Source organism: Pseudomonas sp. Seg1 (assembly GCF_018326005.1).
Taxonomy (GTDB): domain Bacteria; phylum Pseudomonadota; class Gammaproteobacteria; order Pseudomonadales; family Pseudomonadaceae; genus Aquipseudomonas.
The window spans coordinates 4,605,251-4,628,573 of sequence record NZ_AP021903.1 but is presented as its reverse complement, the minus strand read 5'-3'; the positions used below and the strand labels follow the sequence as shown (position 1 = coordinate 4,628,573).

Here is a 23,323-nt window from a genome sequence, read left to right as displayed (position 1 = left end):
GATTAATGGCACTTTGATAAAAAAGTTCTAGATTTATTATTCAAACCATTAATATAGTTATATACCGTCGCTGATGCCCGTGGCGTCTACCTGCTTTGAGGGATACATATGAAGCTTCAACAATTGCGCTACATCTGGGAAGTGGCGCACCACGACCTCAACGTTTCCGCTACAGCCCAAAGCCTTTACACCTCGCAACCGGGTATCAGTAAACAAATCCGCCTGCTGGAAGATGAACTCGGCGTTGAAGTGTTCGCCCGCAGCGGCAAGCACCTGACCCGCGTCACCCCGGCGGGCGAGCGCATCATCACCACTGCCGGTGAGATTCTGCGCAAGGTCGAAAGCATCAAGCAGATTGCCCAGGAATTCTCCAACGAGAAGAAAGGCACCCTGTCGATCGCCACCACTCACACCCAGGCACGTTATGCGCTGCCGCCAGTGATCAGCAATTTCATCAAGCAATATCCGGACGTGGCACTGCACATGCACCAGGGTTCGCCGATGCAGATCGCCGAGATGGCCGCTGACGGCACCGTCGATTTCGCCATCGCCACCGAAGCGCTGGAGTTGTTCGGCGACCTGGTGATGATGCCATGCTATCGCTGGAACCGCTGTGTGGTCGTGCCGCAGGGGCACCCGCTGACCAAGCTGCCTAAGCTGACCCTCGAAGCGCTCGCCGAATATCCGATCGTGACGTACGTGTTCGGCTTCACCGGTCGTTCGAAACTCGACGAAGCGTTCAGCCATCGTGGCCTGACGCCGAAAGTGGTTTTCACCGCTGCTGACGCCGATGTGATCAAAACCTACGTGCGTCTGGGGCTGGGTGTGGGCATCGTCGCCAAAATGGCCGTCGATACCAAACTCGACAACGATCTGGTGGTGCTGGATGCCAGCGAGCTGTTCGAATCGAGCATCACCAAGATCGGTTTCCGTCGCGGTACGTTCCTGCGTGGTTTCATGTGCGACTTCATCGAAAAGTTTGCCCCGCACCTGACCCGCGAAGTGATGGCCAAAGCCATTCAGTGCCACAACAAGCAAGAGCTGGAAGAGCTGTTCGACGGCGTCGAGCTGCCTGTCCACTAAAGTCCCCGCGTCAAAGCACCTCGGTGACAGCAAATTGTTGCCGGGTGCCTGCCACCAGAATCTCCACCTCGTCCCCCTCGAACTTGCCCAGCAGGCTTTTGCCCAGCGGCGAGCGCGGGGTGATGACGGTAATCGGCTGACCGACCACGTCGACTTTCAGTCCCGCCGCATCCGGCGCCAGAAACAGCCATTGCTCGCGACCCTTTTCGTCTTCCAGACCGAGCAGGGCGCCGATTTCTATGCCTCGGCTCTCGTCGTAGGCGCGCAGCGTCAGCGCCTGGCACAGCGCCAGTGACTGACGAATTTCCTCGACGCGTTTTGCTTGCCCGGCCGCCAGATAAGACGCCTCAAGTCCCAAGGTGTCGTACTTGTTTTCGGCGATGTTCTCTTCGTGGGTCGCGGTTTCGTAAGCGGTCTGCGCGGCGCGTTCGGCGATATCGAGGTCGATGCGCAGTTTGTCGAGAATCAATTGGTGGACCGTGTGTTTGTTCATGATCAGTCGCAGAATTGCAAAACGTTGGCGCGGCTCTTTTCGCTGGGCGCATTCTGGTCCTGTTGCAGCCAGAACTGGCATTTCGGATTCGATTGATTGCGGCTGCTGCTGCGCGCCTGATCGAGCCGATTCTGTTGCTCGTTCTTGCGCAGGTTTTCCTCGTATTGATCGAACAACGGGCTCTGCGGCGGAATATTCGGCACCGGCTGGGCCGCCGGCGGGTTGGCCAATTGCTGCACGGCCTGGGCCACCGGCGCCAGTTGCTCGTTGAACAAAAAGCGCGAGAGCAGCCAGCAGGTCAGCGCGATCGCCAGAAAGCCCAGCCACATGCCCAAGGCAATGCTGCCGGTCAAATGCAGCGCGCTGAGTTGAACAGGCAAGGGACGACGCGGATTGGGACGATAGGGCATGGCTGCCTCCTGGCGGATGATTGCGGGCAAGTCGCGATTGTCGCACGAAGATTAATCGGCGTCGGCTCTTCTGCACGGGGTCATTTATGCGGACAATCGGTGCTTTTGCCAACGGGAGTCTTGAATGTCGAAACTGAAAACCCGCTGGGATATTTTTTGCACTGTCGTCGATAACTATGGCGATATCGGCGTGACCTGGCGCCTGGCCCGGCAATTGGTGGCGGAGCATTCACTGGCGGTGCGACTGTGGGTCGATGATCTGCGCGCGTTCGAACGCATCTGTCCAGAGATCGACAGCACCGCTACACAACAATGGCAGCAGGGCGTGGAGGTACGGCACTGGCCGGGCGAGTGGCCACAGACTGAAGCCGCTGATGTGGTGATCGCCGCGTTCGCCTGTCAGTTGCCCGGCGATTATATGGACGCCATGGCCGAGCGCGAAAAGCCGCCTCTGTGGATGAACCTCGACTATCTCAGCGCCGAAGAATGGGTCATCGGTTGCCATGGATTGCCGTCGGTGAAATACAAGTCAGTGCAGAAGTTCTTCTTCTTTCCGGGATTTCAGCCGGGCACGGGCGGACTGCTGCGTGAGCGAGGATTACTCGAGCAGCGTCGGCAATTTCAGCAGGATCCCCAAGCTCAGCGACAATTCCTGCAAGGTTTGGGGATCGAGCGCGCGGCGGGCGCTCAGCTGATTTCGCTGTTTGCCTACGAGAATGCCGGGCTGGCCAGCTGGCTGGATGTACTCGCAGACGACGCGACACCGACTCACTTGCTGGTGCCGGAAGGTCGTATTCTCGGTGACGTTGCGAGATGGCTTGAGGTAGAAACGCTTAGCGTCGGAGCAATTCATGTGCGTCAGGCGCTGACCGTGCAGGTGTTGCCGTTCGTCCGTCAGGATCAATACGATCATCTGCTCTGGTGCTGCGATTTCAATGCGGTGCGCGGCGAAGACTCGTTCGTCCGGGCGCAGTGGGCGGGGCGGCCGATGCTCTGGCACATCTACCAGCAGGACGAAGCCATCCACCTGGACAAGCTCGATGCCTTCCTCGCTCTGTATTCGCACGGTCTGTCGCCAGCAGCGGCCCAGGCGATGAACGGTCTCTGGCAGGCCTGGAGTGCTGGTCAGCCGATCGGCGGACATTGGCTCGAGGCCCGTAAACATTGGCCAGAACTACAGGAAAATGCCGAAGCATGGTGTCTGGAACAAGGCTTGCAGGCGGATCTTGCCACGGCGCTGGTACAGTTTTACCTAAATTGGATATGATACGCGGCCTAGATTTTTGTAAATCCCATCCAAATTCGGATATTCGCAATGAAAACTGGTAAAGAACTCAAACCCGGTACCGTGATCCGTATCGACAACGATCCTTGGCTGGTTCAGAAAGCTGAATTCACCAAGTCGGGCCGTAACAGCGCGATCATGAAGACCAAGCTGAAGAACCTGCTGACCGGTTACAAGACCGAAACCGTTTACGGTGCGGACGACAAGCTGGACGACGTGATCCTCGACCGCAAAGAAGCGACCCTGTCCTTCATCAGCGGCGACACCTACACGTTCATGGACACCACTGACTACACCATGTACGAACTGAACGCCGAAGACATCGAAAGCGTTCTGCCTTTCGTTGAAGAAGGCATGACCGACGTTTGCGAAGCCGTGTTCTTCGAAGAGCGTCTGGTTTCCGTAGAGCTGCCGACCACCATCGTGCGCGTAGTTGACTACACCGAAGGTTCGGCTCGCGGCGACACTTCCGGCAAAGTCATGAAGCCAGCCAAGCTGAGCAACGGTACCGAGCTGCAAGTTGCTGACTTCATCGAAATCGGTGACAAGATCGAGATCGACACCCGCGAAGGCGGTTCCTACAAAGGCCGTGCCAAATAAGCACTGCTTTTTGCGGAAAGAAAAAGCCCGACCATTGAGTCGGGCTTTTTTGTGCCTGCAATTTCACCTTCAACACCTATCCCCTGTGGGAGCGAGCCTGCTCGCGAATGCGGTGTGACATCCAATGAAGCGTTGTCTGACAGAACGCCTTCGCGAGCAGGGGTTTTGTATTTATCTCAAACGGTGGTGTGCAGGCGCACGTCAACGTTGCCACGGGTGGCGTTGGAGTACGGGCAAACCTGATGCGCCGCTTCAACCAGGCTCTGTGCATCGGCTTGTTCCAGACCCGGTAGGCTGATGTGCAGGTCGATGTCCAGACCAAAGCCGCCAGGGATTTGGCCGATGCCGACGTGAGCAGTGATCGAAGCATCGTCCGGGATTTTACGTTTGGTCTGGCTGGCAACGAATTTCAGCGCGCCGATGAAGCAGGCCGAGTACCCAGCCGCGAATAGTTGCTCAGGGTTGGTCGCCGCGCCGCCAGCACCACCGAGTTCTTTCGGGGTGGCCAGTTTGACGTCGAGGATGTTGTCGCTGGAGATCGCACGACCGTCACGGCCGCCAGTGGACGTTGCGATTGCGGTGTAGAGAGTTTGCATGGTGTGGGCCTCGTAGAGCGTGATGTGTCGCGCTAATTGTTTGCGCGCTAAGTAAGTGCGAGGTGAATGTAGCTCGCTAATATTTTGCGCGCAAGATAAATTTCGGAGGAAAGTGAGAATGCATGACGCGGCGTGGTGCATTACTGCACTGCAAGCATTGATCTAGAGCGCTGGACGGAAAGGAGGCTGACTGTAAAAAAATTCAGTCGGACAAGCATTCATCAGCAAATGAGGACCCTGTGGCAGCCGGGCTTGCTCGCGATAACGGCGTGTCAGTCGAAATCATGACGGCTGACAGGACGCCATCGCGGGCAAGCCCGGCCCCCACAGGTTTTGTACTGCAACTGAATTGAGGATTCAGACCAGGCTGTCTTGCAGGTGGCTGCGCAGGGCTTGCAGTTCTGATTGCAGGTTTTGCAAACGCTCGATCGTGAAGCCGCTGGCGCCGAGAATGCATTGCGGGATGCTTTGGGCTTTGGCTTGCAAAGCGCGGCCCTGTTCAGTCAATTCGACAATCACCACTCGCTCATCCTCGCGGCTGCGGGTCCGGCTGAGCAAACCTTCGCCTTCCAGGCGCTTGAGCAGTGGTGTCAGCGATCCCGGATCCGTCAGCAGTCGTGTGCTGATTTCCCCCACGGTCAAACCATCTTTCTCCCACAACACCATCATCGCCAGATACTGCGGATAGGTCAGGCCGATGGCTTGCAGCATCGGTTTGTAGACTTTGGTCATCATCAGCGAAGTGGAATGCAAGGCGAAGCAGGCCTGGTTGTCCAGGAGCAAGTCATCGCAGGTGTCGCGTTCGGAAGTCATGTCAAAGCCTTGATCGGTGATGGGCATGAATCTAGCGCCCGAATGTTTAATGCGCCAGACAATTATCTGGGGCTAGTGCCGGCCAAAATCCCGCTGTAACGCCAGATCCCACGGCGGAACCGGGCTAAAGCGGGTTTTCAGATACTCCAGCAGCAAGCGGCTGCGCGAATTCGTCTGCTGTTCCATCCGCAACGCATAGATCCCGGTGGTCTCTGGTTTCGGCAGGCCGTTTTCGCAAAACAGCGGCAGCAGTTCGCCACGCAGCAGATATTCACTGGCCAACCAGGTCGGCAGATGCGCAATCCCCAGCCCCGCCAACGCGCCGCAGACCAAGGCTTCGGCATTATTGGCGCTCATGCGGATGCGGGCCGGACGGTGCAGTTGCATCTGGCCATCCAGCTCGAAACGCCAAGCGAAGGGCGGGGCGAGGCCGTCCCAGTCCAGACCGTCGTGTTCACTCAATTGCGCGGGATGGCTGGGTACACCGCGATGTTTGAGATAGTCAGGACTCGCGCAGGCGATGCGCACCATGCTCGCCAGTGGCGTGGCAACCAATCGAGTGTCGGCCAGTTGACCGGCGCGCAGCACCAGATCGACCTTGCCCAGATTCGAGCCGTGCATGTCGACAAAGCTGTCGATCAGATGCAACTGCACGTCCAGTCCCGGATATAAAACCAGAAAATCGGCAATCACCGGTGCCAGGTGTCTGCGTCCGAACGCTGCCGGGGCATCGATACGAATCAAGCCTTCCGGCGCATTGCTCAGGGAAACCGCTTCGGCTCGGGCCAGTTGCAACTCGGCGACGATCCGCCGTGCCCGCTCGGCAAACGCGAGCCCCGCAGGCGTGGCCAGTACCGCGTGGGTGCTGCGAATAAATAGCTGGCTGCCGACAGCATTTTCCAGGCTATCGATGCGCCGCGCGACCGCCGAAGGCGTCAACGGATGGCGACGAGACGCTGCGGAAAAACTGCCGCTTTCCAGCACATCGAGAAACAACCCGAGTTGTTCGGTCAATTGATTGGGATTCATGTCATTTCAATGCTTGTGCGAATTCGGCACAGCCATTGTGCGTTGCTGTGCGTTTCCCCGCCAGCCGTGACTGCGTAGGATGAATCGCCTGACGTAAGAGGAATTCGGCAGTGATGGAGTTTTTGTTGTATCTGGTTTTCGGCGCCGCCCTTGGCACACTCGGTGGCATCTTCGGCATCGGTGGTGGCTTGATCGCCATTCCACTGCTCGGCGTGTGGTTCGGGCTCGATCAGCAGATTGCCCAAGGCACGGCGCTGGTGATGGTGGTGCCAAACGTGATGCTGGCGCTGTGGCGTTATCACCAACGCAATCGTATTGAATTGCGTCATGCGTTGCCGTTGGCGTCGATGGGATTCTGCTTTGCGTGGATCGGTTCGATCTGGGCTGTGGGTATCGACGCGCAAACCATGCGCATCGGTTTTGTCGCGTTTCTCGTTGTGCTGTCGGCCTACAACCTGCTGAAAATGTTCGGCAAGCGCCCGGCGCCGACCTCCGAGATGCGTTATTCGTGGCCGTGGCTGGGTGTTCTCGGCGCGGCGTCGGGAACCATGGGCGGGTTGTTCGGTGTCGGTGGGGCAGTGGTCGCGACGCCAGTCTTGACCAGCCTGTTCGGCACCAGCCAAGTCGTTGCCCAAGGTCTGTCGCTGGCGCTGGCATTGCCGAGCACCGGCGTGACGTTGGTGACGTATGCGGTGCATCACGAAGTGGACTGGATGATCGGCCTGCCGCTGGCCATCGGCGGTCTGGCCAGCATCAGTTGGGGTGTGAAAGTCGCCCACGCGATGCCGGAAAAACTTTTGCGTGGGCTGTTCTGCGGGTTTCTGGTGCTGTGTGCAGTGATGCTCGCGTTTAAAGTTTGAAACCTTCGACGATGTGCTCGGCCAGGCATTCGGTGATCGGCGACGGATTGTTCAGGTTGCGGATCAGCATGATGCTGGCCTCGGGCAGCAGTGGCAGATCTTCATCGGCGCCGAGAATGCGCATGTCCGGGGTGATCAGGCTTTCCAGTTGCGCGGTGATCGCCAGACCCGCGCTCACCACCGCCATCAGCGCCGAAAGGCTGGTGCTGTTGTAGGCGATGCGGTATTCGCGGCCCATGGCGTCCAGCGCATTGCAGGCCCACAAGCGGCAGAAACAGTCACTGTTGAACATCGCCAAGGGCAACGGCGTCTGCTCGTGGGCGCTGAAGTTTTGCGCCTCGGCCCAGACGAAGCGCTCCTTGCGCAGCAACTGGCCAATCTCGTTGCCCGGTTCGCGGGTAACGATCGACAGGTCCAGATCGGTGCGCTGCAACAACTGTTTGGTTGATTCGCAATGCACTTCGATCTGGATCAGCGGATAGAACTGCGCGAATCGCGACAGGATCCCCGGCAGAAAGCGCATCACGTAATCATCCGGCGTACCGATCTTCACGGTGCCGACCATGTGCGGCTCGCGCAGGGTGTTGAACACTTCGCTGTGCAGCTTGAGGATGCGTCGCGCGTATCCCAGCAGCACCTGGCCTTCAGCGGTCAGGCGTACCTGACGCCCATCACGTTCAAACAACTGGCGTTGCAACACGTCTTCTTCCAGACGCTTCATCTGCATGCTCACCGCCGATTGGGTGCGGTTGACCATTTCACCGGCGCGGGTGAAACCGCCCTGATCGGCAATCGCCACAAAGGTGCGCAAGACATCGGTATCGATACTGGGGTAGGCCGACAATTGATGAATCTCCGTGATGCATGCCATCAGAAACATTCGTTGGATTGATCTTAGCGCTGGCGCGAGACTTGAGCCATCCACAACGGAGGTCAACACGATGAAAGGTCAAAGAGAGTATGTAGACGAAGAAAAATTTTCCGGCCATGGCCATATGGTTTCCGACTTGCTGCACAAGTTTAGCCGCTGGTACGAACTTCACCGCGAACGCGAAATGCTCGCCAGTCTGAGCGACGAAGCGTTGAAGGACATCGGGGTCAGTCGTGCCGACGTCGAGCACGAGTCGGTTCGGCCATTCTGGGATGATCCGATGCACAAATGATGAGGCCATCGCTACACAAAACCTTTTGGACTGAGGTAGGTTGCGAGCAGACAAGGAGATGCTCATGCCCGCGACACTGTCCTTTTCCCTCAAACAGGCTCGACGTCTGGCGCTGGCTGCCCAAGGGTTCAATGGGCGCCAGCCGCCGACCGTCAAGGCAACGCACGTCAACCGGCTGATCGAACGGCTGGGCCTGCTGCAAATCGACTCCGTCAACGCCGTGGTGCGCTCGCACTACCTGCCGCTGTTTTCCCGTCTGGGCTCCTATTCTTCCGAATTGCTCGACCAGGCTGCCTGGAGTTCGGGGCGACGTCGCACCTTGTTTGAATATTGGGGCCACGAAGCGTCGCTGTTGCCGTTGTCGATGTATCCGTTGATGAACTGGCGCATGCAGCGGGCCAGGGATGGCAGAGACATTTATCAGCAACTGGCGAAGTTTGGTCTTGAACAGAAGGATGTCATTCGCCGGGTTTTGACTGCGGTCGAAGAGCGCGGCGCAGTGGGTGCGGGCAGTTTGTCGACCCGCGAAGACAAACCCGGGCAGTGGTGGGACTGGAGCGCAGAGAAGCATGCGCTTGAGTGGCTGTTTGCTGCCGGTGAAGTGACCGTCGCCGGGCGCCGTGGTTTTGAGCGTTTGTATGATCTGCCGGAACGGGTGATTCCTGCCGCGATCCTGCAGCAGACATTGCCGGATGAGGCCGAGGCGCAGCGTGGACTGTTATTGCATGCGGCGCAGGCTTTGGGTGTCGGCACCGAAAAAGACCTGCGCGATTACTTTCGTTTGAGTCCGGCTGACGCGCGTCCGCGTCTGGCCGAGTTGGTCGAGGCCGGGCAATTGTTGATGTGCGAGGTCGCCGACTGGCGACAGATCGCCTATTGCCTGCCGGAGCCCAAGGTCCCGCGCAAGGTCACGGCCAGTGCGCTGTTGTCGCCGTTTGACTCACTGATCTGGGAGCGCAGCCGCACCGAGCGATTGTTTGATTTTCGCTATCGGCTGGAGATCTACACGCCGCAGGACAAGCGGGTTTACGGCTATTACGTGTTGCCGTTTCTGCACAATGAACGGATTGCGGCGCGGGTGGATTTGCGCGCCGAGCGGGCGTCGGGACGGTTGGCGGTGCATGCGGTGCACGAGGAGGAGTCGGGGCTGGATGAGGAGGGGATGCTAGCGTTGGCCGTGAATTTGCGGCAGATGGCGAGTTGGTTGGGGCTTGAGCGGGTGCAGTTGAATTGTCAGCGCGAGAGTGCGGGGCGGTTGCGGGTGGCATTGACGCAGATCGGGAGCGACTGAGCGGACGCCATCGCCGGCAAGCCAGGCTCCCACAGTGATCGGTTCGGTCACAGAATCTGTGTACGACGCAAATCCTGTGGGAGCCTGGCTTGCCAGCGATGGGGCCAGGTCAGGCGATAAAGATGTCCAACCTCAGCGGCGGACTTGCTTCAGGGTTTCAGCAATCAGGAATGCCAGTTCCAGCGACTGATCGGCATTCATCCGCGGATCGCAGTGGGTGTGATAGCGATCCGACAAACCATCTTCAGTAATCGGTCGCGCCCCACCAATGCACTCGGTGACGTTCTGTCCGGTCATTTCGATGTGGATCCCGCCGGCATAACTGCCTTCCGCTTCGTGCACCTGGAAGAACTGTTTCACTTCACCAAGGATCTGCGCAAAGTCGCGAGTCTTGTAGCCACTGCTGGCCTTGATGGTGTTGCCGTGCATCGGGTCGGAGCTCCACAGCACTTGCTTGCCTTCACGCTGCACGGCGCGAATCAGTGCCGGCAGATGATCGCCCACCTTGTTCGCGCCCATCCGTGCGATCAGGTTCAGACGCCCAGGATCGTTGCTCGGGTTGAGCACATCGATCAGGCGGATCAGATCGTCGGGGTTCATGCTCGGGCCGACTTTGACGCCGATCGGGTTGTTGACCCCACGCAGGAATTCGACATGAGCGCCGTCGAGCTGACGGGTGCGGTCGCCGATCCACAGCATGTGCGCCGAGCAATCGTAGTAATCGTTGGTCAGGCTGTCGCGGCGCACGAAGGCTTCTTCGTAGTTCAGCAGCAGCGCTTCGTGGGCGGTGAAGAAACTGGTTTCGCGCAGTTGCGGCGAGCTGTCCATGCCGCAGGCGCGCATGAACGCCAGGGTTTCATCGATGCGGTCGGCGAGGTGGCTGTACTTCTCGGCCAGCGCCGAGTTGGCGATGAAATCGAGGTTCCACTTGTGCACTTGATGCAGATCGGCAAAGCCGCCCTGAGCGAAGGCGCGCAAGAGGTTCAGCGTCGCGGTGGACTGGTGATAGGACTGCAGCAGACGCTCGGGATCCGGTACGCGGCTCTTTTCGTCGAAGCCGATACCGTTGACGATGTCGCCACGATAGGCGGGCAGGGTCACGCCATCGATGGTCTCGTCATTGGCCGAACGTGGTTTGGCGAACTGCCCGGCCATGCGCCCGACCTTGACCACCGGGCAACCGGCAGCGAAGGTCATGACAATCGCCATTTGCAGCAACACTTTAAAGGTGTCGCGAATCTTTGCTGCGGAGAATTCGGCGAAGCTTTCCGCGCAATCGCCGCCCTGCAGCAGAAACGCCCGGCCCTGAGTCACTTCGGCAAACTGACGGCGCAGTTCGCGCGCCTCGCCGGCAAACACCAATGGCGGGTAGCTGGCCAGGGTTTGCTCGACTTGGCGCAGATGCGCGGCGTCGGGGTATTGGGGTTGTTGCTGGATCGGCAGGGCACGCCAGCTGTCAGGGCTCCACGGTTGGCTCATCACGGTCTCGAGTTTTCTACGCACGGAAGGCCATGGTATCAGCAAATTAGTGCGTGACCTGTTCCCGCACCTTCGTCGACAATCGCCGCTTTGCCACGGCGCCATAGCGGCGTCATCGCGTCACCGCGCCCGGTGACCACCAGGAGACGAAATGACTGAGGAGCGCGTCGAGCTATTGCTCGCCGAAGTACAGGATGAGTTCGGCGTGATTCGCGTGCTGGAAGTGGCCGATTACCGCTTTCTGGAGTTCGGCGATGCCATCGAGCAGAGCTGCGTGTTCACCGCCGACCCGAGCTGGCTGGAGTACGACTACACCCGGGCGATGCTGATTGGTGCGTTGTGTCATGAACAACCGGAGAGTGCGCTGTTCCTCGGGCTGGGTGCCGGTACGCTGACGCAGGCCTGCCTCAGGTTTCTGCCGCTGGAAGATGTCGAAGCCATCGAGTTGCGTCCCGACGTGCCGCGTCTGGCCATCGAATACCTTGGGCTGGATGACGATCCGCGCCTGTACATCCGCGTCGGCGATGCGCTTGAGCTGCTGCCGACGGCGGAGCCAGCGGATCTGATCTTCGTCGACCTGTACACCGACGTCGGCCCGGGAGTCGGGCATCTGGCCTGGAGCTTTCTCGGCGATTGCCAGAAGCGCCTGAATCCGGGTGGCTGGCTGGTGATCAATCAATGGGCCACGGATGACGGCAAGCCGCTCGGTGCGGCGTTGTTGCGCGGGCTCTATCACCGGCATTACTGGGAGCTGCCGGTGAAGGAGGGCAATGTGATTCTGATTGTGCCGGCGGATCTGGATCAGGCGCTGGACATGCAGGCGTTGACCGCCCGGGCCGAGGCGCTGGCGCCGCAGTTGGGTTATTCGTTGCAGTCGTTGATCAAGGCGATTCGCCCGGCCACTTGAGTTGTCAGTGATGGCCCCTTCGCTGGCAAGCCCCACAGAGTTCGCGCCGTACACAAAATGTGTGAACAACTCGGTCACTGTGGGAGCGGGCTTGCCCGCGAAGGCGTCCTGATAGTCACAACATTTTTCAGATCCCTTTGAAGATGCCCGGGCGCCGCTCCACCAGCGAGCGCACTCCTTCCTTGGCATCCTCACTGCCCAGCAACCTCTTCACCAGCGCCGGTAACGCCTGCGCCGCCGCCGTCTCGCCCTCATAACGCGCCTGTCGCGCCGACATCAGCGTCGCCTGAACGCCCAGCGGTGCCTGGCGCGCAATGCGCTCGGCCAGTTCAACCGCCCGTGGCAGCAAGTCCTCGCTGGCCATCACCTCCTGCACCAGGCCCAGTCGCAACGCATCGTGCGCGTCGAACTCATCGCCGGTCAGCAACCAGCGCATGGCATTGCCCCATCCCGCCACTTGATGAAAGCGTAAAGTCGCGCCACCAAAAGGAAAGATCCCACGCTGTACTTCCATTTGTGCGAAGCGGGTATTGCTGGCACACAGGTTGATGTCGGCGGCGAGCATCAGCTCGATGCCGATGGTCAGGCAGTAACCCTGCGCCGCAACAATCACCGGTTTGCTCACCCGTGGCCCGACGAAAACACCCCACGGATCGCAACCGCCGGTCGGAACCTGCCAGCCTTGAGCAAGTGCGGTGCTGGCATTCACTAGATCCAGACCGGCGGTAAAGTGCTCGCCATGGCCGAACACCACCGCTACCCGCGCCTCGCTGTCGGCCTCGAACTCGCCATAGGCCAGGCTCAGGTCATTGAGCAGGTCGAGGTCGAAAGCATTGCGTTTGGCCGCTCGGTCCAGACCGATCAGATGGACATGACCACGACGTTCACGGCTGACGCGGCCGGGGCAGGGCTGATTCATGGATAAATCCTCGGGCGGGAAGGGCGGGTGCAGCGACGGTATGCCGCACATCGGTGAATCGTTTAAGCGTCATCACCCGCAGGGCCGGGCCTTTGAAAAATAGACCTTCGCATGATTATCCGCAAAACCCCGTTACACAGCGGTGACACACGCATTCAGACGATAAAAAAAGCTCCCTTTTTGGGCAAAATCCGGTATAGTGCGCGCCGGCCTTTAACCGGGCCGCGTTTAGGTAGCGCAATTTCCCGAAGTCAGCTTCGGCTGCACGTCCGCATTGCGGGCTCTTCCCGGACGATTCTTTTTTTCATTCATACGTTTTCGCAAATCCCCGCCGACAAAGCTGCCAGGGCGACTCTTGAGTCTCAACACGGCATGCGCAGCTTTGGAGCATGGGTCTTTGCGGATGCACTTAGAGGCAGACCCATGACCCAGGAAACCGGCGGATTCGCCGCTTTTAATCTTAACCCGAATATTCTTGCAGCCGTCGCAGCGACCGGCTACGAAGAGCCTTCGGCGATTCAGCAGCAATCGATCCCGATCATCATGGCCGGCCAGGACATGATTGGCCAGGCGCAAACCGGTACCGGTAAAACCGCCGCGTTCGCACTGCCTATTCTGCACCGCATCGATCCTGCCAAGCGCGAACCGCAAGCCCTGATCCTGGCGCCAACCCGAGAGTTGGCGCTGCAAGTAGCAACCGCTTTTGAAACCTACGCCAAGCAAATGCCAGGCGTTACCGTTGTCGCCGTTTACGGCGGCGCGCCGATGGGCCCGCAGCTCAAGGCTATCCGTAACGGCGCACAGATTGTTGTCGCCACTCCGGGTCGTCTGTGTGACCACCTGCGTCGCGACGAGAAAGTCCTGTCGACCGTGAACCACCTGGTTCTCGACGAAGCTGACGAAATGTTGAAGCTCGGCTTCATGGATGACCTGGAAGTCATCTTCAAGGCTCTGCCAGCGACCCGTCAGACCGTTTTGTTCTCGGCTACCCTGCCGCAGTCGATCCGCGCCATTGCCGAACGCCACCTGCGCGATCCGCAACACGTCAAGATCCAGACCAAGACTCAAACCGTTACCGCGATCGAACAGGCTCACCTGTTGGTTCACGCTGACCAGAAGACTTCGGCCGTTCTCAGCTTGCTGGAAGTGGAAGACTTCGACGCGCTGATCATGTTCGTGCGCACCAAGCAAGCGACTCTGGACCTGGCCAGTGCCCTCGACGCCAAAGGCTACAAAGCCGCTGCGCTGAACGGTGACATCGCCCAGAACCAGCGTGAGCGCGTCATCGACTCGCTGAAAGATGGCCGTCTGGACATCGTTGTGGCGACCGACGTAGCTGCTCGTGGTCTGGACGTTCCGCGTATCACTCACGTGTTCAACGTGGACATGCCGTACGATCCTGAGTCCTACGTGCACCGTATCGGCCGTACCGGCCGTGCCGGTCGCGAAGGTCGTGCACTGCTGCTGGTGACTCCGCGTGAGCGCCGCATGCTGCAAGTGATCGAGCGTGTAACCGGTCAGAAGGTTGCTGAAGTTCGCCTGCCGGACGCTCAGGCTGTTCTCGATGCACGCATCAAGAAGCTGACCAACAGCCTGTCGCCGCTGGTTGCTGATGCCGAATCGACTCACGGTGAGTTGCTCGATCGTCTGACCGCTGACATCGGCTGCTCGCCGCGTGCTCTGGCTGCTGCGCTGCTGCGCAAGGCTACCAACGGTCAAGCGCTGAACCTGGCAGCGATCGAGAAGGAGCGTCCACTGGTGCCGAACAACGCACCGCGTGGCGACCGTCCTGAGCGTTCCGGTGATCGTCCGGATCGTGGTGATCGCGAGCGTCGTGCGCCAATGCCTTTGGGCGAAGGTCGTGCTCGTTGCCGTACCGCGCTGGGTGCGCGTGACGGTATCGCTGCGAAAAACCTGCTGGGCGCCATCCTCAACGAAGGCGGTCTGGCCCGTGAAGCGATCGGTCGCATCCAGGTGCGTGACAGCTTCAGCCTCGTCGAGCTGCCGGAAGATGGTCTGGACAAACTCCTGACCAAGCTGAAGGACACTCGCGTTGCTGGCAAGCAGCTGAAGCTGCGTCGCTATCGCGAAGATTGATCCGCCCTTGGGCTGATTGATCGAACATAAAAAATCCCCGACTGGTTCGGGGATTTTTTTTGCCTGCTGTTTGGGTTTATACAAAACCCTGTGGGAGCTGGCTTGCCAGCGATCGCGTCAGCCGAAACGATAAATATCCATGCCCAGCGCACCCATGGTGAAGCCTGTATGCGCCACGCTGAACTCGCCTCCCGCACCCCGCGCAAAATACAACGGCAACAAATGCTCATCACTCGGATGGCTACGCACTGCATTTGGTGCCTGCTGGCGGTAATCATGCAGGGCTGCTTCGTCGTCGGCCGCAAGCTTGTCGATCACCCAGTCACGGAAGTCCCGGGCCCACGGCTCGACGCTCTCCGGACCGGCGTGCCAGTCCAGCTCGCGCAGATTATGGGTGATGCTGCCGGACCCGATCAGCAGAATCCCTCGTTCGCGCAGGCCGGCCAACGCACGGCCAACCCGGGTTTGCAGCGCCGGGCCACCGCGACTCGGCAGCGAAACCTGTACCACCGGAATATCCGCCTGCGGGTACATCAGCGACAACGGCACCCACACGCCGTGATCGAACGGTCGTTGCGGATCAAGACGTGCCGGCAGGTTGCTGGCGCTCAGCAGATGGGCGACTTCAGCAGCCAGTTGTGGATCACCCGGCGCCGGGTACTGCACTTCGAACAGTGCCCGGGGGAAGCCGCCGAAATCGTGCCAGGTCTCGGGTTGCGGATGGCTGCTGACCAATAGTTCGTGGCTCTCCCAGTGTGCGGAGACAATCACGATGGCTTTCGGCCTGGGCAGTTCGGCAGCCAGTCGCGCCAATGCCGGGCCGCTGGCGCCGGGTTCCAGCGCAAGCATGGGTGAACCATGAGAAATAAACAGGCTGGGAAACATGATGGGTTCCTGAGCGTTAAGATGGCCCATCTTCAGTCAGATCATTGATCTAAATCTAATATAAGTTTTAACGCTTTTTGATCGATTTTTTGGGAGTGATACATGCAGCCTGAGTTTTGGCACAAGAAGTGGGAATCGAACCAGATCGGCTTTCATCAGCCCGAGGTCAACCCGTATTTGCAGCGGCACTGGCCGGATCTGGCGGTTGCAGCGCAGGCTCGCGTGCTGGTGCCGTTGTGTGGGAAAAGTCTGGATTTGCTGTGGCTGGCCGGGCGCGGCCATCAGGTGCTGGGCATCGAACTGTCGGAAAAGGCCGTCGAGGATTTTTTCAGCGAGCAGCATTTGCAACCTGAAGTCAGCGAAGACGGCGCGTTCAAGGTCTATCGCGCGGGAGCTATCGAGTTGTGGTGCGGTGATGTCTTTGCGTTAAAGGCCGAGGATGTCGCTGATTGCACGGCGCTGTACGACCGCGCCGCGTTGATCGCGTTGCCGCCAGCGATGCGTGAGCAATACGCGGCGCATTTGCTGAGTATCTTGCCGGAAGGCTTGCAGGGTTTGCTGATTACGCTGGACTACGATCAGACGCAGATGCCCGGGCCACCGTTTGCCGTGCCGGATGCTGAGGTGCAGCGCTTGCTGGGGAATGACTGGCAGGTCCAGAAGCTGGAAGAGCAGGATGTGCTGGGTGAGAGCTGGAAGTTCTTGCAGGCTGGCGTGACGCGGCTGGAGGAGCGGGTTTATCGGGTTTCCGGGCGGTAGAATTTTACTGGAATTGCCGGCCCCATCGCTGGCAAGCCAGCTCCCACAGTGATCTGTGGTGTATCGGAAATACTGAAAACCTCCTGGACCCTGTGGGAGATGGCTAATCAGCGATTGGGCCATCAGGAACATCCCGTTAATCAAGCCCACAAAAAAGGCCCGCATCACTGCGGGCCTTTTTCATTGTTACATCGGTTGAATCAACCGCGACGACGCAAGGCGTCAATACGCTCTTCCAGCGGTGGGTGGCTCATGAACATGCGGGCGAAGCCCTGTTTGATGCCACCGTTGATGCCAAACGCATTCAGGGTGTCCGGCATGTGTACCGGCAGGCCCTGTTCGGCGCGCAGACGCTGCAGAGCGCCAATCATTGCGCTGGTACCGGCCAGGCGAGCACCGGCTTCGTCGGCGCGGAATTCGCGTTTGCGCGAGAACCACATGACGATCGCGCTGGCCAGGATGCCCAAGACCAGTTCAGCGAAAATGGTTGCCACGTAATAGGCGATGCCCTGACCTTCTTCGTTCTTGAAGATCACCTTGTCGACGAAGTTGCCGATGATCCGCGCAAAGAACATCACGAAGGTGTTCACCACGCCCTGGATCAGCGCCAGAGTGACCATGTCACCGTTGGCCACGTGACCGATTTCGTGGGCCAGCACGGCTTTCACTTCGTCTGGCGAAAAGCGTTCGAGCAGGCCCTGGCTGACCGCGACCAGTGCGTCGTTCTTGTTCCAGCCAGTGGCGAAGGCATTTGCTTCGTAGGCCGGGAATATACCGACTTCGGGCATCTTGATCCCGGCTTCGCGGGACAGTTGCTCGACAGTTTGCAGCAGCCATTGCTCATGCCGGGTACGTGGCTGGCTGATGATCTGGGTGCCGGTGCTCATCTTCGCCATCCACTTGGAGATGAACAGCGAGAACAGCGAGCCGGCGAAACCAAAGACCGCACAGAAAACCAGCAGCTGACTGAGGTCGAGATCAACCCCGTTGGCCGCCATGAACCCGTTGAAGCCGAACAGGCTCAGGGTGATGCTGGCTATCAGCACGACCGCCAGGTTAGTGGCCAAAAACAGCAGGATGCGCATCATGGTTGTAGAAATCTCCTCAAGCTAAAGATGTAGCGTACTGCGGGGTATATAAGGTGCTGCACCGGGCTATTCAACCGAGTGACTATTTCAAACTGTGTCCTACAGCGGTTTCCTCGGCGCACGACCCATTTCCCACGACAGACTCCGACACGGACGACGGACAGCCGCGACCCGTCGCCATTGCGTCAGACGCAAGTGACGGGTACGAATCGCAAGTGTAGAAGGCGCGTGGCGGCGGGGAACGCAGAAGTGTTGCTGAATCAGACAGTGCGCAACGTTCGGGCCGTTGCGCACTGATGGGCAGTTACTGGCGGTAGGACTTGAGGAAGTTGCCGATACGACCGATAGCCATTTCCAGATCATCGACGCGAGGCAGGGTGACGACGCGGAAGTGGTCTGGCCACGGCCAGTTGAACGCGGTGCCCTGCACCACCAGCAATTTCTCGGAGAGCAGCAGGTCGAGGACGAATTTCTCGTCGTTGTGGATCGGGCAGACCTTCGGGTCGATCTTCGGGAATGCATACAGCGCGCCCATCGGTTTGACGCAGCTCACGCCCGGAATGTCGTTGAGCAGCTCCCAGGTGCGATTGCGCTGTTCCAGCAGGCGGCCCTGCGGCAACACCAGATCGTTGATGCTCTGATAACCGCCCAGCGCGGTCTGGATCGCATGCTGGCTCGGCACGTTGGCACACAGGCGCATGTTGGCGAGCATGTCGATGCCTTCGATGTAGCTCTGGGCATTGTGTTTCGGCCCGGAAATCGCGATCCAACCGGAGCGGAAACCGGCCACGCGATAGGACTTCGACAGACCGTTGAAGGTCAGGCACAGCAGGTCCGGGGCCAGCGAAGCGGTGCAGATGTGTACGGCGTCGTCATACAGAATCTTGTCGTAGATCTCGTCGGAGAACACCACCAGGTTGTGCTGACGGGCCAGTTCCAGCATGCCCAGCAACACTTCCTTCGAATACACCGCGCCGGTCGGGTTGTTCGGGTTGATGATCACCATCGCCTTGGTGTTCGGAGTGATCTTGGCCTTGATGTCGGCCAGGTCCGGGAACCAGTCGGCGCCTTCGTCGCACAGGTAATGCACGGCGTTACCACCGGCCAGACTCACGGCAGCGGTCCATAGCGGATAATCCGGGGCCGGCACCAGCACTTCGTCGCCGTTGTTGAGCAGGGCCTGCAACGACATCACGATCAGCTCGGACACGCCGTTACCCAGGTAGATGTCTTCGATGCCGACACCTTCAACATTTTTTTGCTGGTAGTACTGCATCACCGCCTTACGCGCGCTGAACAGGCCTTTGGAGTCGCTGTAGCCTTGCGCGGTCGGCAGGTTGCGGATCACATCCTGAAGGATTTCGTCCGGCGCTTCGAAACCAAACGGCGCGGGGTTGCCGATGTTCAGCTTGAGGATGCGCTGACCTTCCTCCTCCAGACGTTTGGCGTGCTTGAGCACCGGGCCGCGAATGTCGTAGCAGACGTTGGCGAGCTTGTTCGATTTGCTGAACTGCATGGCGATGTGATCCCGAAAATGAACGATCCAGGCGGCGGATGGACAACCGTACTGGGATTCCTGCGTCTTCACACAGGCGAAGTCTTGCGCCTTGGCGCCGAGAATCCGTTTGAATGCGCCCGGTCTGGCTGCCAGACTGGCGCGTGACGAGGCGCAATCATACGTGCCGCCCGATCCGTGGAAAAGGTACAGATCGGGCTTTTTCAGCCGCTGAGGTGTGATGATGGAAAAGTTGCAAAAAACCCTGGAAGAATGGAAAGCCATGCTCGACCCCGAGCAGTACAACGTGTGCCGTCTGAGCGCCACCGAGCGACCGTTCTCCGGCAAATACAACGACACCAAGACCGATGGTGTCTATCACTGTGTCTGCTGCAACGAAGCGCTGTTCGATTCCAAGACCAAATTCGATTCCGGCTGCGGCTGGCCGAGCTTCTACGCGCCGATCGGCGAAAGCGCCATGACCGAGATCCGCGACACCAGCCACGGCATGATCCGTACCGAAGTGAAATGCGCCCGCTGCGATGCACACTTGGGGCACGTGTTCCCGGACGGCCCGGCGCCGACCGGTTTGCGCTATTGCATCAATTCGGTGTGCCTGAATCTCGAACCCCGCGAGTAATTGAGTGGGCGACCTGCGGGTCGCCTTTCGGATAATTAAATTGCGCACAATTTAATTGCTCGCTATGTTTTGCCTTTCCCGATAACCCGCGGAGCCGACCCATGAGCGACAACCTGCTGAATATCCCTGTCACCAATATCAAGGGCGAGCAAAAGACCCTCGCCGATTACGCTGGCAAAGCGGTGCTGGTGGTCAACACCGCCAGCAAGTGCGGGTTCACTCCGCAATACAAAGGTCTGGAAGAGTTGTGGCAGACCTACAAGGATCAGGGCCTGGTGGTGCTGGGGTTCCCGTGCAACCAGTTCGGCAAACAGGAGCCGGGCAACGAGGGCGCGATCAGCGAGTTCTGTGAGCTGAACTACGGCGTCAGCTTCCCGCTGTTCAAGAAGATCGAAGTCAACGGTGCAGGCGCCCATCCGCTGTTCGTACAACTGAAAAAACGTGCTCCGGGTGTGCTCGGCTCGCAAGGCATCAAGTGGAACTTCACCAAGTTCCTGATCGGCAAGGATGGCCACTTGGTCAAGCGCTTTGCCCCTGCTACCAAGCCGCAGGATCTGAGCCGCGAGATCGAAGCTCTGCTCAAATGAATAAACTGTCGGTTGATTCGCTGAAGCTCGACAGTCAGTTGTGCTTCAAGTTGTACGCCGCTTCGCGGGCGGTGATTCGTGGCTACAAGCCGATGCTCGATCAGCTCGGCCTGACGTACCCGCAATACCTGGCCATGCTGGTGTTGTGGGAGTGGCAGGACAGTGCACCGGAGCAGCCGACGGTCAAGGCCTTGGGTGAGCGTCTGGCGCTGGACTCCGGCACGCTGACGCCGTTGCTCAAGCGCCTGGAGCAGTTGCAACTGGTTCAGCGTCAGCGTTCGGCGCGTGATGAGCGTGAAGTGCATCTGAGTCTGACACCTGCCGGGCTGGCACTTCGCGAACAGGTCGGGCCGCTCAAGGCGCGATTGCTTTGCGACAGCGGGGTGGACCTGGACCAGCTCAATGCCTTGCGCGACGGTCTCGATCAACTGCTCGGGCAGATCAAGGCGCTGTCGTAGGCGCAATCCACTGATCCAGCAGGGCCGCCAATTCTTCACGGCGGAACGGCTTGGCCAGATAGTCGCTCATGCCCGCCGCCCGGCAGCGCTCGCGTTCTTCGGACATGGCGTTGGCGGTCAGGGCAACGATCGGCAGGTTTGGCCAGCGTCCGCTCTGGCGGATTTGCCGGCTCGCTTCGTAGCCGTCCATCACCGGCATATTGCAGTCCATCAGCACCAGATCGAAGGCGTGATACTCCAGTTGATCCAGCGCTTCGGCGCCATGGGCGGCGACGACGACATCGCAGCCGAGTTTACCGAGCATGCCTTTGGCCACCAATTGATTGACCGGGTTGTCCTCGACCAGCAGCACTTTTCCGCGGCGTACCAATGGCGTCGTTTCCAGCTGCGTATCGTTGATGGTGGCGACCTCGGGATGCAGGGTCCGTCGCAGATTCTGGTAGAGCGCATTACGCGCCAACGGTCGCGCCTGTTGCTGCAGAGGGGCGAGCGCCGCCGCTTCTTCGCTGGGCAGAAAACTGCCATAGGCAGTTACCAGCAAGATGGGCGCGGTGAGGGTTGGACGCAGCCCGAACAGGCACTCCGGACAATCGGTAATCAGCACATCTGGCGTCAGCCCCAACAGCGAGTCGTCGATCGTGCGTTGTTCGTATTCAAGTCCCCAGACCGGCAGCAGACTGCGGAGCAACTCCGCCAGACCGCTGCTGGCTGCGGTAATGGCGAGAACTTTGCCGTGCAGCTGCGTCGGCGGCAGAGCGCGGGTATGGCAGGGCAGTGGCAGTTCGGCGCAGAACTGGCTGCCGAAGCCGGTCTCGGAGCTGATGGTCAGGCGCCCCTGCATCGCTTCGCAAAGGTTGTAAGTCAGCGCCAGTCCCAGCCCGGTGCCGCCGTACTGGCGGGTGATGCCGGCACCCGCCTGGGTGAACGGCTGGAAGATTTTCACCTGGGCTTCCTGCGCGATGCCGATACCGGTGTCGCAGACCTCGATGCGTACGCCATCCTTGTAGGTCGACAAGCGCACATCCACCCGGCCGAAACGGGTGAATTTCAGGGCGTTGGACAGCAGATTGCTGACGATCTGCCGAACCCGGGTCGGATCGCCCAGCACCAGCGCCGGAAAGTGCGGATCGATCAGGCAGGTCAACTCGACGCTGGGTGCCGCGTTCTGCGACAGCAGGTTGGCGGTGTCTTCGATCAATGAGCCGAGATCGAAGGGAATGTGCTCAAGCTCCAGTTGCCCTGCGTCGAATTTCGACAGGTCGAGAATGTCGTTGAGCAACTCCACCAGCACCTTGCCCGAGTCGTGGGCGATCGACAGTTGTTGCTGCTGTTCGGCATTCAGTGGCCCGTCGAGCGACAGCGCGATCATCCCCAGCAGGCCGTTGAGCGGTGTACGGATCTCGTGACTCATGTTGGCGAGAAATGCCGAGCGTGCTTCAGCCATTTCCAGCGCGGTGCTGCGGGCGACTTCGAGTTCCTGATTGGACTGGCTGAGCCGGGCGTTGATCGCCTTGAGTTCGGCGGTTCGCGCCGAAACGATGTTTTCCAGTTGGCCGAGGTAGTCGGTCAGACGGTTTTCGGCATTGCGTCGCTGCTGGATCTCGGTGGCGATGTTCTCGAATTGCTGATTGGCGACTTTGACCAGTACGCCGATTTCATCATTGCCGTGGCCGCTCGGGCATTCCAGCGTGGTCGGTTCGGCGCTGCGCGGATCACGCCCGCTGAGTTCGCGGATCACCCGCACCAGCGGTTTGGTCAACATCACGTAGAACAGCGCCAACAGGATGCCGGTGAGGATCAGGCTGCGGGCGAAACCGTTGAGCAGGGTGACTTCGGCGCGACGCAGAAAGCGGCTGCCGAACGCATAGGTGTCAACCTCAAGGCTCAGGACTCCCAGCGATTCATTGGGCAGATGATCCAGATACAGGCGATCTTCGAATTGGCGCTTGGCGCCGAACAGGAAGTCGCTGATCAGCCGATAGCCGCTTTGCAGCTCGGGACGTTTGACGCTGGCCAGCACGGTATTGTTGTTGTCGGTCAGTTGCGCAGAAATGATGGCCGGGGAACGCAACAGGCCCAACGTGAGTTCTTGAGCCAGTTCGGCATCGATGTTGTAGGCGATGCGTGATGCCGGGTTATGGCTGATTTCCAGCAAAGACAGGATTTCACGGTTGATGGAGGCGTCTTCACTGGCATAATCGATGCCGATTTGCAGCAGGCTGAGCAGCGTGCCCAGAATGAACCCGACCAGCACAGTAAGCCTGGCTTGCTTGTACGACAGCCGGTGGGTGAATTTGATATCCATGGGGTGTTGAACCACTTCCGTTTCCCTTCGCTGCTCAAGCATAGTCGATCATGTATCGATACCGAGGTTCCCGAATCGCCT

General features: G+C 59.4%; 24 protein-coding genes. 12 read left to right on the top strand and 12 right to left on the bottom strand.

The window, feature by feature from the left end; all coding sequences use genetic code 11:
• The first annotated feature begins 108 nt into the window (after positions 1-108).
• Positions 109-1,083 (top strand): HTH-type transcriptional regulator CysB, encoded by a 975-nt coding sequence (gene cysB, locus KI231_RS20725; protein ID WP_007908591.1) that lies wholly within the window; start codon positions 109-111, stop codon positions 1,081-1,083.
• A gap of 10 nt (positions 1,084-1,093) precedes the next feature.
• Here the strand turns inward: cysB and KI231_RS20720 are convergent, their stop codons facing one another.
• Both KI231_RS20720 and KI231_RS20715 read right to left on the bottom strand, forming a co-directional pair.
• The gene (locus KI231_RS20720; protein WP_213026207.1) at positions 1,094-1,576 is read right to left on the bottom strand and encodes a GreA/GreB family elongation factor; all 483 of its coding nucleotides are present in this window, start codon (positions 1,574-1,576) and stop codon (positions 1,094-1,096) included.
• Positions 1,577-1,578: 2 nt separating this feature from the next.
• Positions 1,579-1,986, bottom strand: coding sequence for a hypothetical protein (locus KI231_RS20715; RefSeq protein WP_103304739.1), 408 nt, complete (start codon positions 1,984-1,986; stop codon positions 1,579-1,581).
• 124 nt (positions 1,987-2,110) lie between these two features.
• On the opposite strand from KI231_RS20715, the gene earP reads away from it, so the two are divergent.
• A complete protein-coding gene (earP, locus tag KI231_RS20710) occupies positions 2,111-3,253 on the top strand; it encodes an elongation factor P maturation arginine rhamnosyltransferase EarP (RefSeq protein WP_213026206.1) in 1,143 nt (380 codons plus the stop codon).
• A gap of 48 nt (positions 3,254-3,301) precedes the next feature.
• Positions 3,302-3,871 carry an elongation factor P gene (locus tag KI231_RS20705; protein WP_025113141.1) on the top strand — a complete coding sequence of 190 codons (570 nt, stop codon included), beginning with the start codon at positions 3,302-3,304 and terminating at the stop codon, positions 3,869-3,871.
• Positions 3,872-4,047: 176 nt separating this feature from the next.
• Here the strand turns inward: KI231_RS20705 and KI231_RS20700 are convergent, their stop codons facing one another.
• From KI231_RS20700 to KI231_RS20690, 3 genes are all read right to left on the bottom strand, one after another.
• Positions 4,048-4,467 (bottom strand): organic hydroperoxide resistance protein, encoded by a 420-nt coding sequence (locus KI231_RS20700; protein WP_007964807.1) that lies wholly within the window; start codon positions 4,465-4,467, stop codon positions 4,048-4,050.
• Between the two features lie 357 nt (positions 4,468-4,824).
• Positions 4,825-5,280 carry a MarR family winged helix-turn-helix transcriptional regulator gene (locus tag KI231_RS20695; protein WP_213026205.1) on the bottom strand — a complete coding sequence of 152 codons (456 nt, stop codon included), beginning with the start codon at positions 5,278-5,280 and terminating at the stop codon, positions 4,825-4,827.
• A 72-nt stretch (positions 5,281-5,352) separates the two neighbouring features.
• Positions 5,353-6,309, bottom strand: a complete 957-nt coding sequence (locus KI231_RS20690; protein ID WP_213026204.1) for a LysR family transcriptional regulator — start codon at positions 6,307-6,309, stop codon at positions 5,353-5,355.
• A gap of 110 nt (positions 6,310-6,419) precedes the next feature.
• Here KI231_RS20690 and KI231_RS20685 point away from each other — a divergent pair, with 110 nt between their 5' ends.
• Positions 6,420-7,169 (top strand): sulfite exporter TauE/SafE family protein, encoded by a 750-nt coding sequence (locus KI231_RS20685; RefSeq protein ID WP_177431413.1) that lies wholly within the window; start codon positions 6,420-6,422, stop codon positions 7,167-7,169.
• Here KI231_RS20685 and KI231_RS20680 read toward each other — a convergent pair.
• Positions 7,159-8,013 (bottom strand): LysR substrate-binding domain-containing protein, encoded by an 855-nt coding sequence (locus tag KI231_RS20680; RefSeq protein WP_177431414.1) that lies wholly within the window; start codon positions 8,011-8,013, stop codon positions 7,159-7,161. The two genes, KI231_RS20685 and KI231_RS20680, sit on opposite strands and share 11 nt — an antisense overlap.
• A gap of 97 nt (positions 8,014-8,110) precedes the next feature.
• Here KI231_RS20680 and KI231_RS20675 point away from each other — a divergent pair, with 97 nt between their 5' ends.
• A complete protein-coding gene (locus KI231_RS20675) occupies positions 8,111-8,332 on the top strand; it encodes a DUF1127 domain-containing protein (protein WP_103304745.1) in 222 nt (73 codons plus the stop codon).
• A gap of 64 nt (positions 8,333-8,396) precedes the next feature.
• Positions 8,397-9,623 carry a winged helix-turn-helix domain-containing protein gene (locus tag KI231_RS20670; protein WP_213026203.1) on the top strand — a complete coding sequence of 409 codons (1,227 nt, stop codon included), beginning with the start codon at positions 8,397-8,399 and terminating at the stop codon, positions 9,621-9,623.
• A gap of 132 nt (positions 9,624-9,755) precedes the next feature.
• Here KI231_RS20670 and KI231_RS20665 read toward each other — a convergent pair whose 3' ends face one another.
• Positions 9,756-11,102: a class II 3-deoxy-7-phosphoheptulonate synthase gene (locus tag KI231_RS20665; RefSeq protein WP_187681366.1), complete on the bottom strand. Its 1,347-nt coding sequence runs from the start codon at positions 11,100-11,102 to the stop codon at positions 9,756-9,758.
• A gap of 151 nt (positions 11,103-11,253) precedes the next feature.
• Between KI231_RS20665 and KI231_RS20660 the strand changes: the two genes are divergently transcribed.
• Positions 11,254-12,009, top strand: coding sequence for a spermidine synthase (locus tag KI231_RS20660; RefSeq protein ID WP_103304748.1), 756 nt, complete (start codon positions 11,254-11,256; stop codon positions 12,007-12,009).
• A gap of 127 nt (positions 12,010-12,136) precedes the next feature.
• On the opposite strand, the gene KI231_RS20655 is transcribed toward KI231_RS20660, so the two are convergent.
• Positions 12,137-12,928 (bottom strand): crotonase/enoyl-CoA hydratase family protein, encoded by a 792-nt coding sequence (locus KI231_RS20655; RefSeq protein WP_213026202.1) that lies wholly within the window; start codon positions 12,926-12,928, stop codon positions 12,137-12,139.
• Between the two features lie 423 nt (positions 12,929-13,351).
• On the opposite strand from KI231_RS20655, the gene KI231_RS20650 reads away from it, so the two are divergent.
• A complete protein-coding gene (locus tag KI231_RS20650) occupies positions 13,352-15,025 on the top strand; it encodes a DEAD/DEAH box helicase (RefSeq protein WP_103304750.1) in 1,674 nt (557 codons plus the stop codon).
• A 117-nt stretch (positions 15,026-15,142) separates the two neighbouring features.
• Here the strand turns inward: KI231_RS20650 and KI231_RS20645 are convergent, their stop codons facing one another.
• Positions 15,143-15,910: a DODA-type extradiol aromatic ring-opening family dioxygenase gene (locus KI231_RS20645; protein WP_213026201.1), complete on the bottom strand. Its 768-nt coding sequence runs from the start codon at positions 15,908-15,910 to the stop codon at positions 15,143-15,145.
• Between the two features lie 102 nt (positions 15,911-16,012).
• Between KI231_RS20645 and KI231_RS20640 the strand changes: the two genes are divergently transcribed.
• A complete protein-coding gene (locus KI231_RS20640) occupies positions 16,013-16,669 on the top strand; it encodes a thiopurine S-methyltransferase (RefSeq protein WP_213026200.1) in 657 nt (218 codons plus the stop codon).
• A 200-nt stretch (positions 16,670-16,869) separates the two neighbouring features.
• On the opposite strand, the gene htpX is transcribed toward KI231_RS20640, so the two are convergent.
• Positions 16,870-17,757 (bottom strand): protease HtpX, encoded by an 888-nt coding sequence (gene htpX, locus KI231_RS20635; protein ID WP_007908619.1) that lies wholly within the window; start codon positions 17,755-17,757, stop codon positions 16,870-16,872.
• Positions 17,758-18,061: 304 nt separating this feature from the next.
• Positions 18,062-19,273 carry a pyridoxal phosphate-dependent aminotransferase gene (locus KI231_RS20630; RefSeq protein WP_103304753.1) on the bottom strand — a complete coding sequence of 404 codons (1,212 nt, stop codon included), beginning with the start codon at positions 19,271-19,273 and terminating at the stop codon, positions 18,062-18,064.
• Positions 19,274-19,496: 223 nt separating this feature from the next.
• On the opposite strand from KI231_RS20630, the gene msrB reads away from it, so the two are divergent.
• The 3 genes from msrB (at position 19,497) to KI231_RS20615 (ending at position 20,937) form a co-directional block, all read left to right on the top strand.
• Complete coding sequence (gene msrB, locus KI231_RS20625; protein ID WP_103304829.1) at positions 19,497-19,892, top strand: peptide-methionine (R)-S-oxide reductase MsrB; 396 nt, start codon at positions 19,497-19,499, stop codon at positions 19,890-19,892.
• A 101-nt stretch (positions 19,893-19,993) separates the two neighbouring features.
• Positions 19,994-20,479: a glutathione peroxidase gene (locus KI231_RS20620; RefSeq protein WP_103304754.1), complete on the top strand. Its 486-nt coding sequence runs from the start codon at positions 19,994-19,996 to the stop codon at positions 20,477-20,479.
• Entirely contained in the window at positions 20,476-20,937 is a 462-nt protein-coding gene (locus tag KI231_RS20615) for a MarR family winged helix-turn-helix transcriptional regulator (protein WP_103304755.1), read from the top strand. Before KI231_RS20620 ends, KI231_RS20615 begins: the two co-directional genes overlap by 4 nt.
• Here KI231_RS20615 and KI231_RS20610 read toward each other — a convergent pair.
• Positions 20,921-23,242, bottom strand: a complete 2,322-nt coding sequence (locus tag KI231_RS20610) for a hybrid sensor histidine kinase/response regulator (protein ID WP_213026199.1) — start codon at positions 23,240-23,242, stop codon at positions 20,921-20,923. The genes KI231_RS20615 and KI231_RS20610 overlap by 17 nt on opposite strands.
• Positions 23,243-23,323 lie beyond the last annotated feature (81 nt).

Coding starts and splice junctions, on each gene's coding strand:
- cysB (WP_007908591.1), top strand. CDS start 109: ATGAAGCTTCAACAATTGCGCTACATCTGGGAAGTGGCGCACCACGAC.
- KI231_RS20720 (WP_213026207.1), bottom strand. CDS start 1,576: ATGAACAAACACACGGTCCACCAATTGATTCTCGACAAACTGCGCATC.
- KI231_RS20715 (WP_103304739.1), bottom strand. CDS start 1,986: ATGCCCTATCGTCCCAATCCGCGTCGTCCCTTGCCTGTTCAACTCAGC.
- earP (WP_213026206.1), top strand. CDS start 2,111: ATGTCGAAACTGAAAACCCGCTGGGATATTTTTTGCACTGTCGTCGAT.
- KI231_RS20705 (WP_025113141.1), top strand. CDS start 3,302: ATGAAAACTGGTAAAGAACTCAAACCCGGTACCGTGATCCGTATCGAC.
- KI231_RS20700 (WP_007964807.1), bottom strand. CDS start 4,467: ATGCAAACTCTCTACACCGCAATCGCAACGTCCACTGGCGGCCGTGAC.
- KI231_RS20695 (WP_213026205.1), bottom strand. CDS start 5,280: ATGACTTCCGAACGCGACACCTGCGATGACTTGCTCCTGGACAACCAG.
- KI231_RS20690 (WP_213026204.1), bottom strand. CDS start 6,309: ATGAATCCCAATCAATTGACCGAACAACTCGGGTTGTTTCTCGATGTG.
- KI231_RS20675 (WP_103304745.1), top strand. CDS start 8,111: ATGAAAGGTCAAAGAGAGTATGTAGACGAAGAAAAATTTTCCGGCCAT.
- KI231_RS20670 (WP_213026203.1), top strand. CDS start 8,397: ATGCCCGCGACACTGTCCTTTTCCCTCAAACAGGCTCGACGTCTGGCG.
- KI231_RS20665 (WP_187681366.1), bottom strand. CDS start 11,102: ATGAGCCAACCGTGGAGCCCTGACAGCTGGCGTGCCCTGCCGATCCAG.
- KI231_RS20660 (WP_103304748.1), top strand. CDS start 11,254: ATGACTGAGGAGCGCGTCGAGCTATTGCTCGCCGAAGTACAGGATGAG.
- KI231_RS20655 (WP_213026202.1), bottom strand. CDS start 12,928: ATGAATCAGCCCTGCCCCGGCCGCGTCAGCCGTGAACGTCGTGGTCAT.
- KI231_RS20650 (WP_103304750.1), top strand. CDS start 13,352: ATGACCCAGGAAACCGGCGGATTCGCCGCTTTTAATCTTAACCCGAAT.
- KI231_RS20645 (WP_213026201.1), bottom strand. CDS start 15,910: ATGTTTCCCAGCCTGTTTATTTCTCATGGTTCACCCATGCTTGCGCTG.
- KI231_RS20640 (WP_213026200.1), top strand. CDS start 16,013: ATGCAGCCTGAGTTTTGGCACAAGAAGTGGGAATCGAACCAGATCGGC.
- htpX (WP_007908619.1), bottom strand. CDS start 17,757: ATGATGCGCATCCTGCTGTTTTTGGCCACTAACCTGGCGGTCGTGCTG.
- KI231_RS20630 (WP_103304753.1), bottom strand. CDS start 19,273: ATGCAGTTCAGCAAATCGAACAAGCTCGCCAACGTCTGCTACGACATT.
- msrB (WP_103304829.1), top strand. CDS start 19,497: ATGGAAAAGTTGCAAAAAACCCTGGAAGAATGGAAAGCCATGCTCGAC.
- KI231_RS20620 (WP_103304754.1), top strand. CDS start 19,994: ATGAGCGACAACCTGCTGAATATCCCTGTCACCAATATCAAGGGCGAG.
- KI231_RS20615 (WP_103304755.1), top strand. CDS start 20,476: ATGAATAAACTGTCGGTTGATTCGCTGAAGCTCGACAGTCAGTTGTGC.
- KI231_RS20610 (WP_213026199.1), bottom strand. CDS start 23,242: ATGGATATCAAATTCACCCACCGGCTGTCGTACAAGCAAGCCAGGCTT.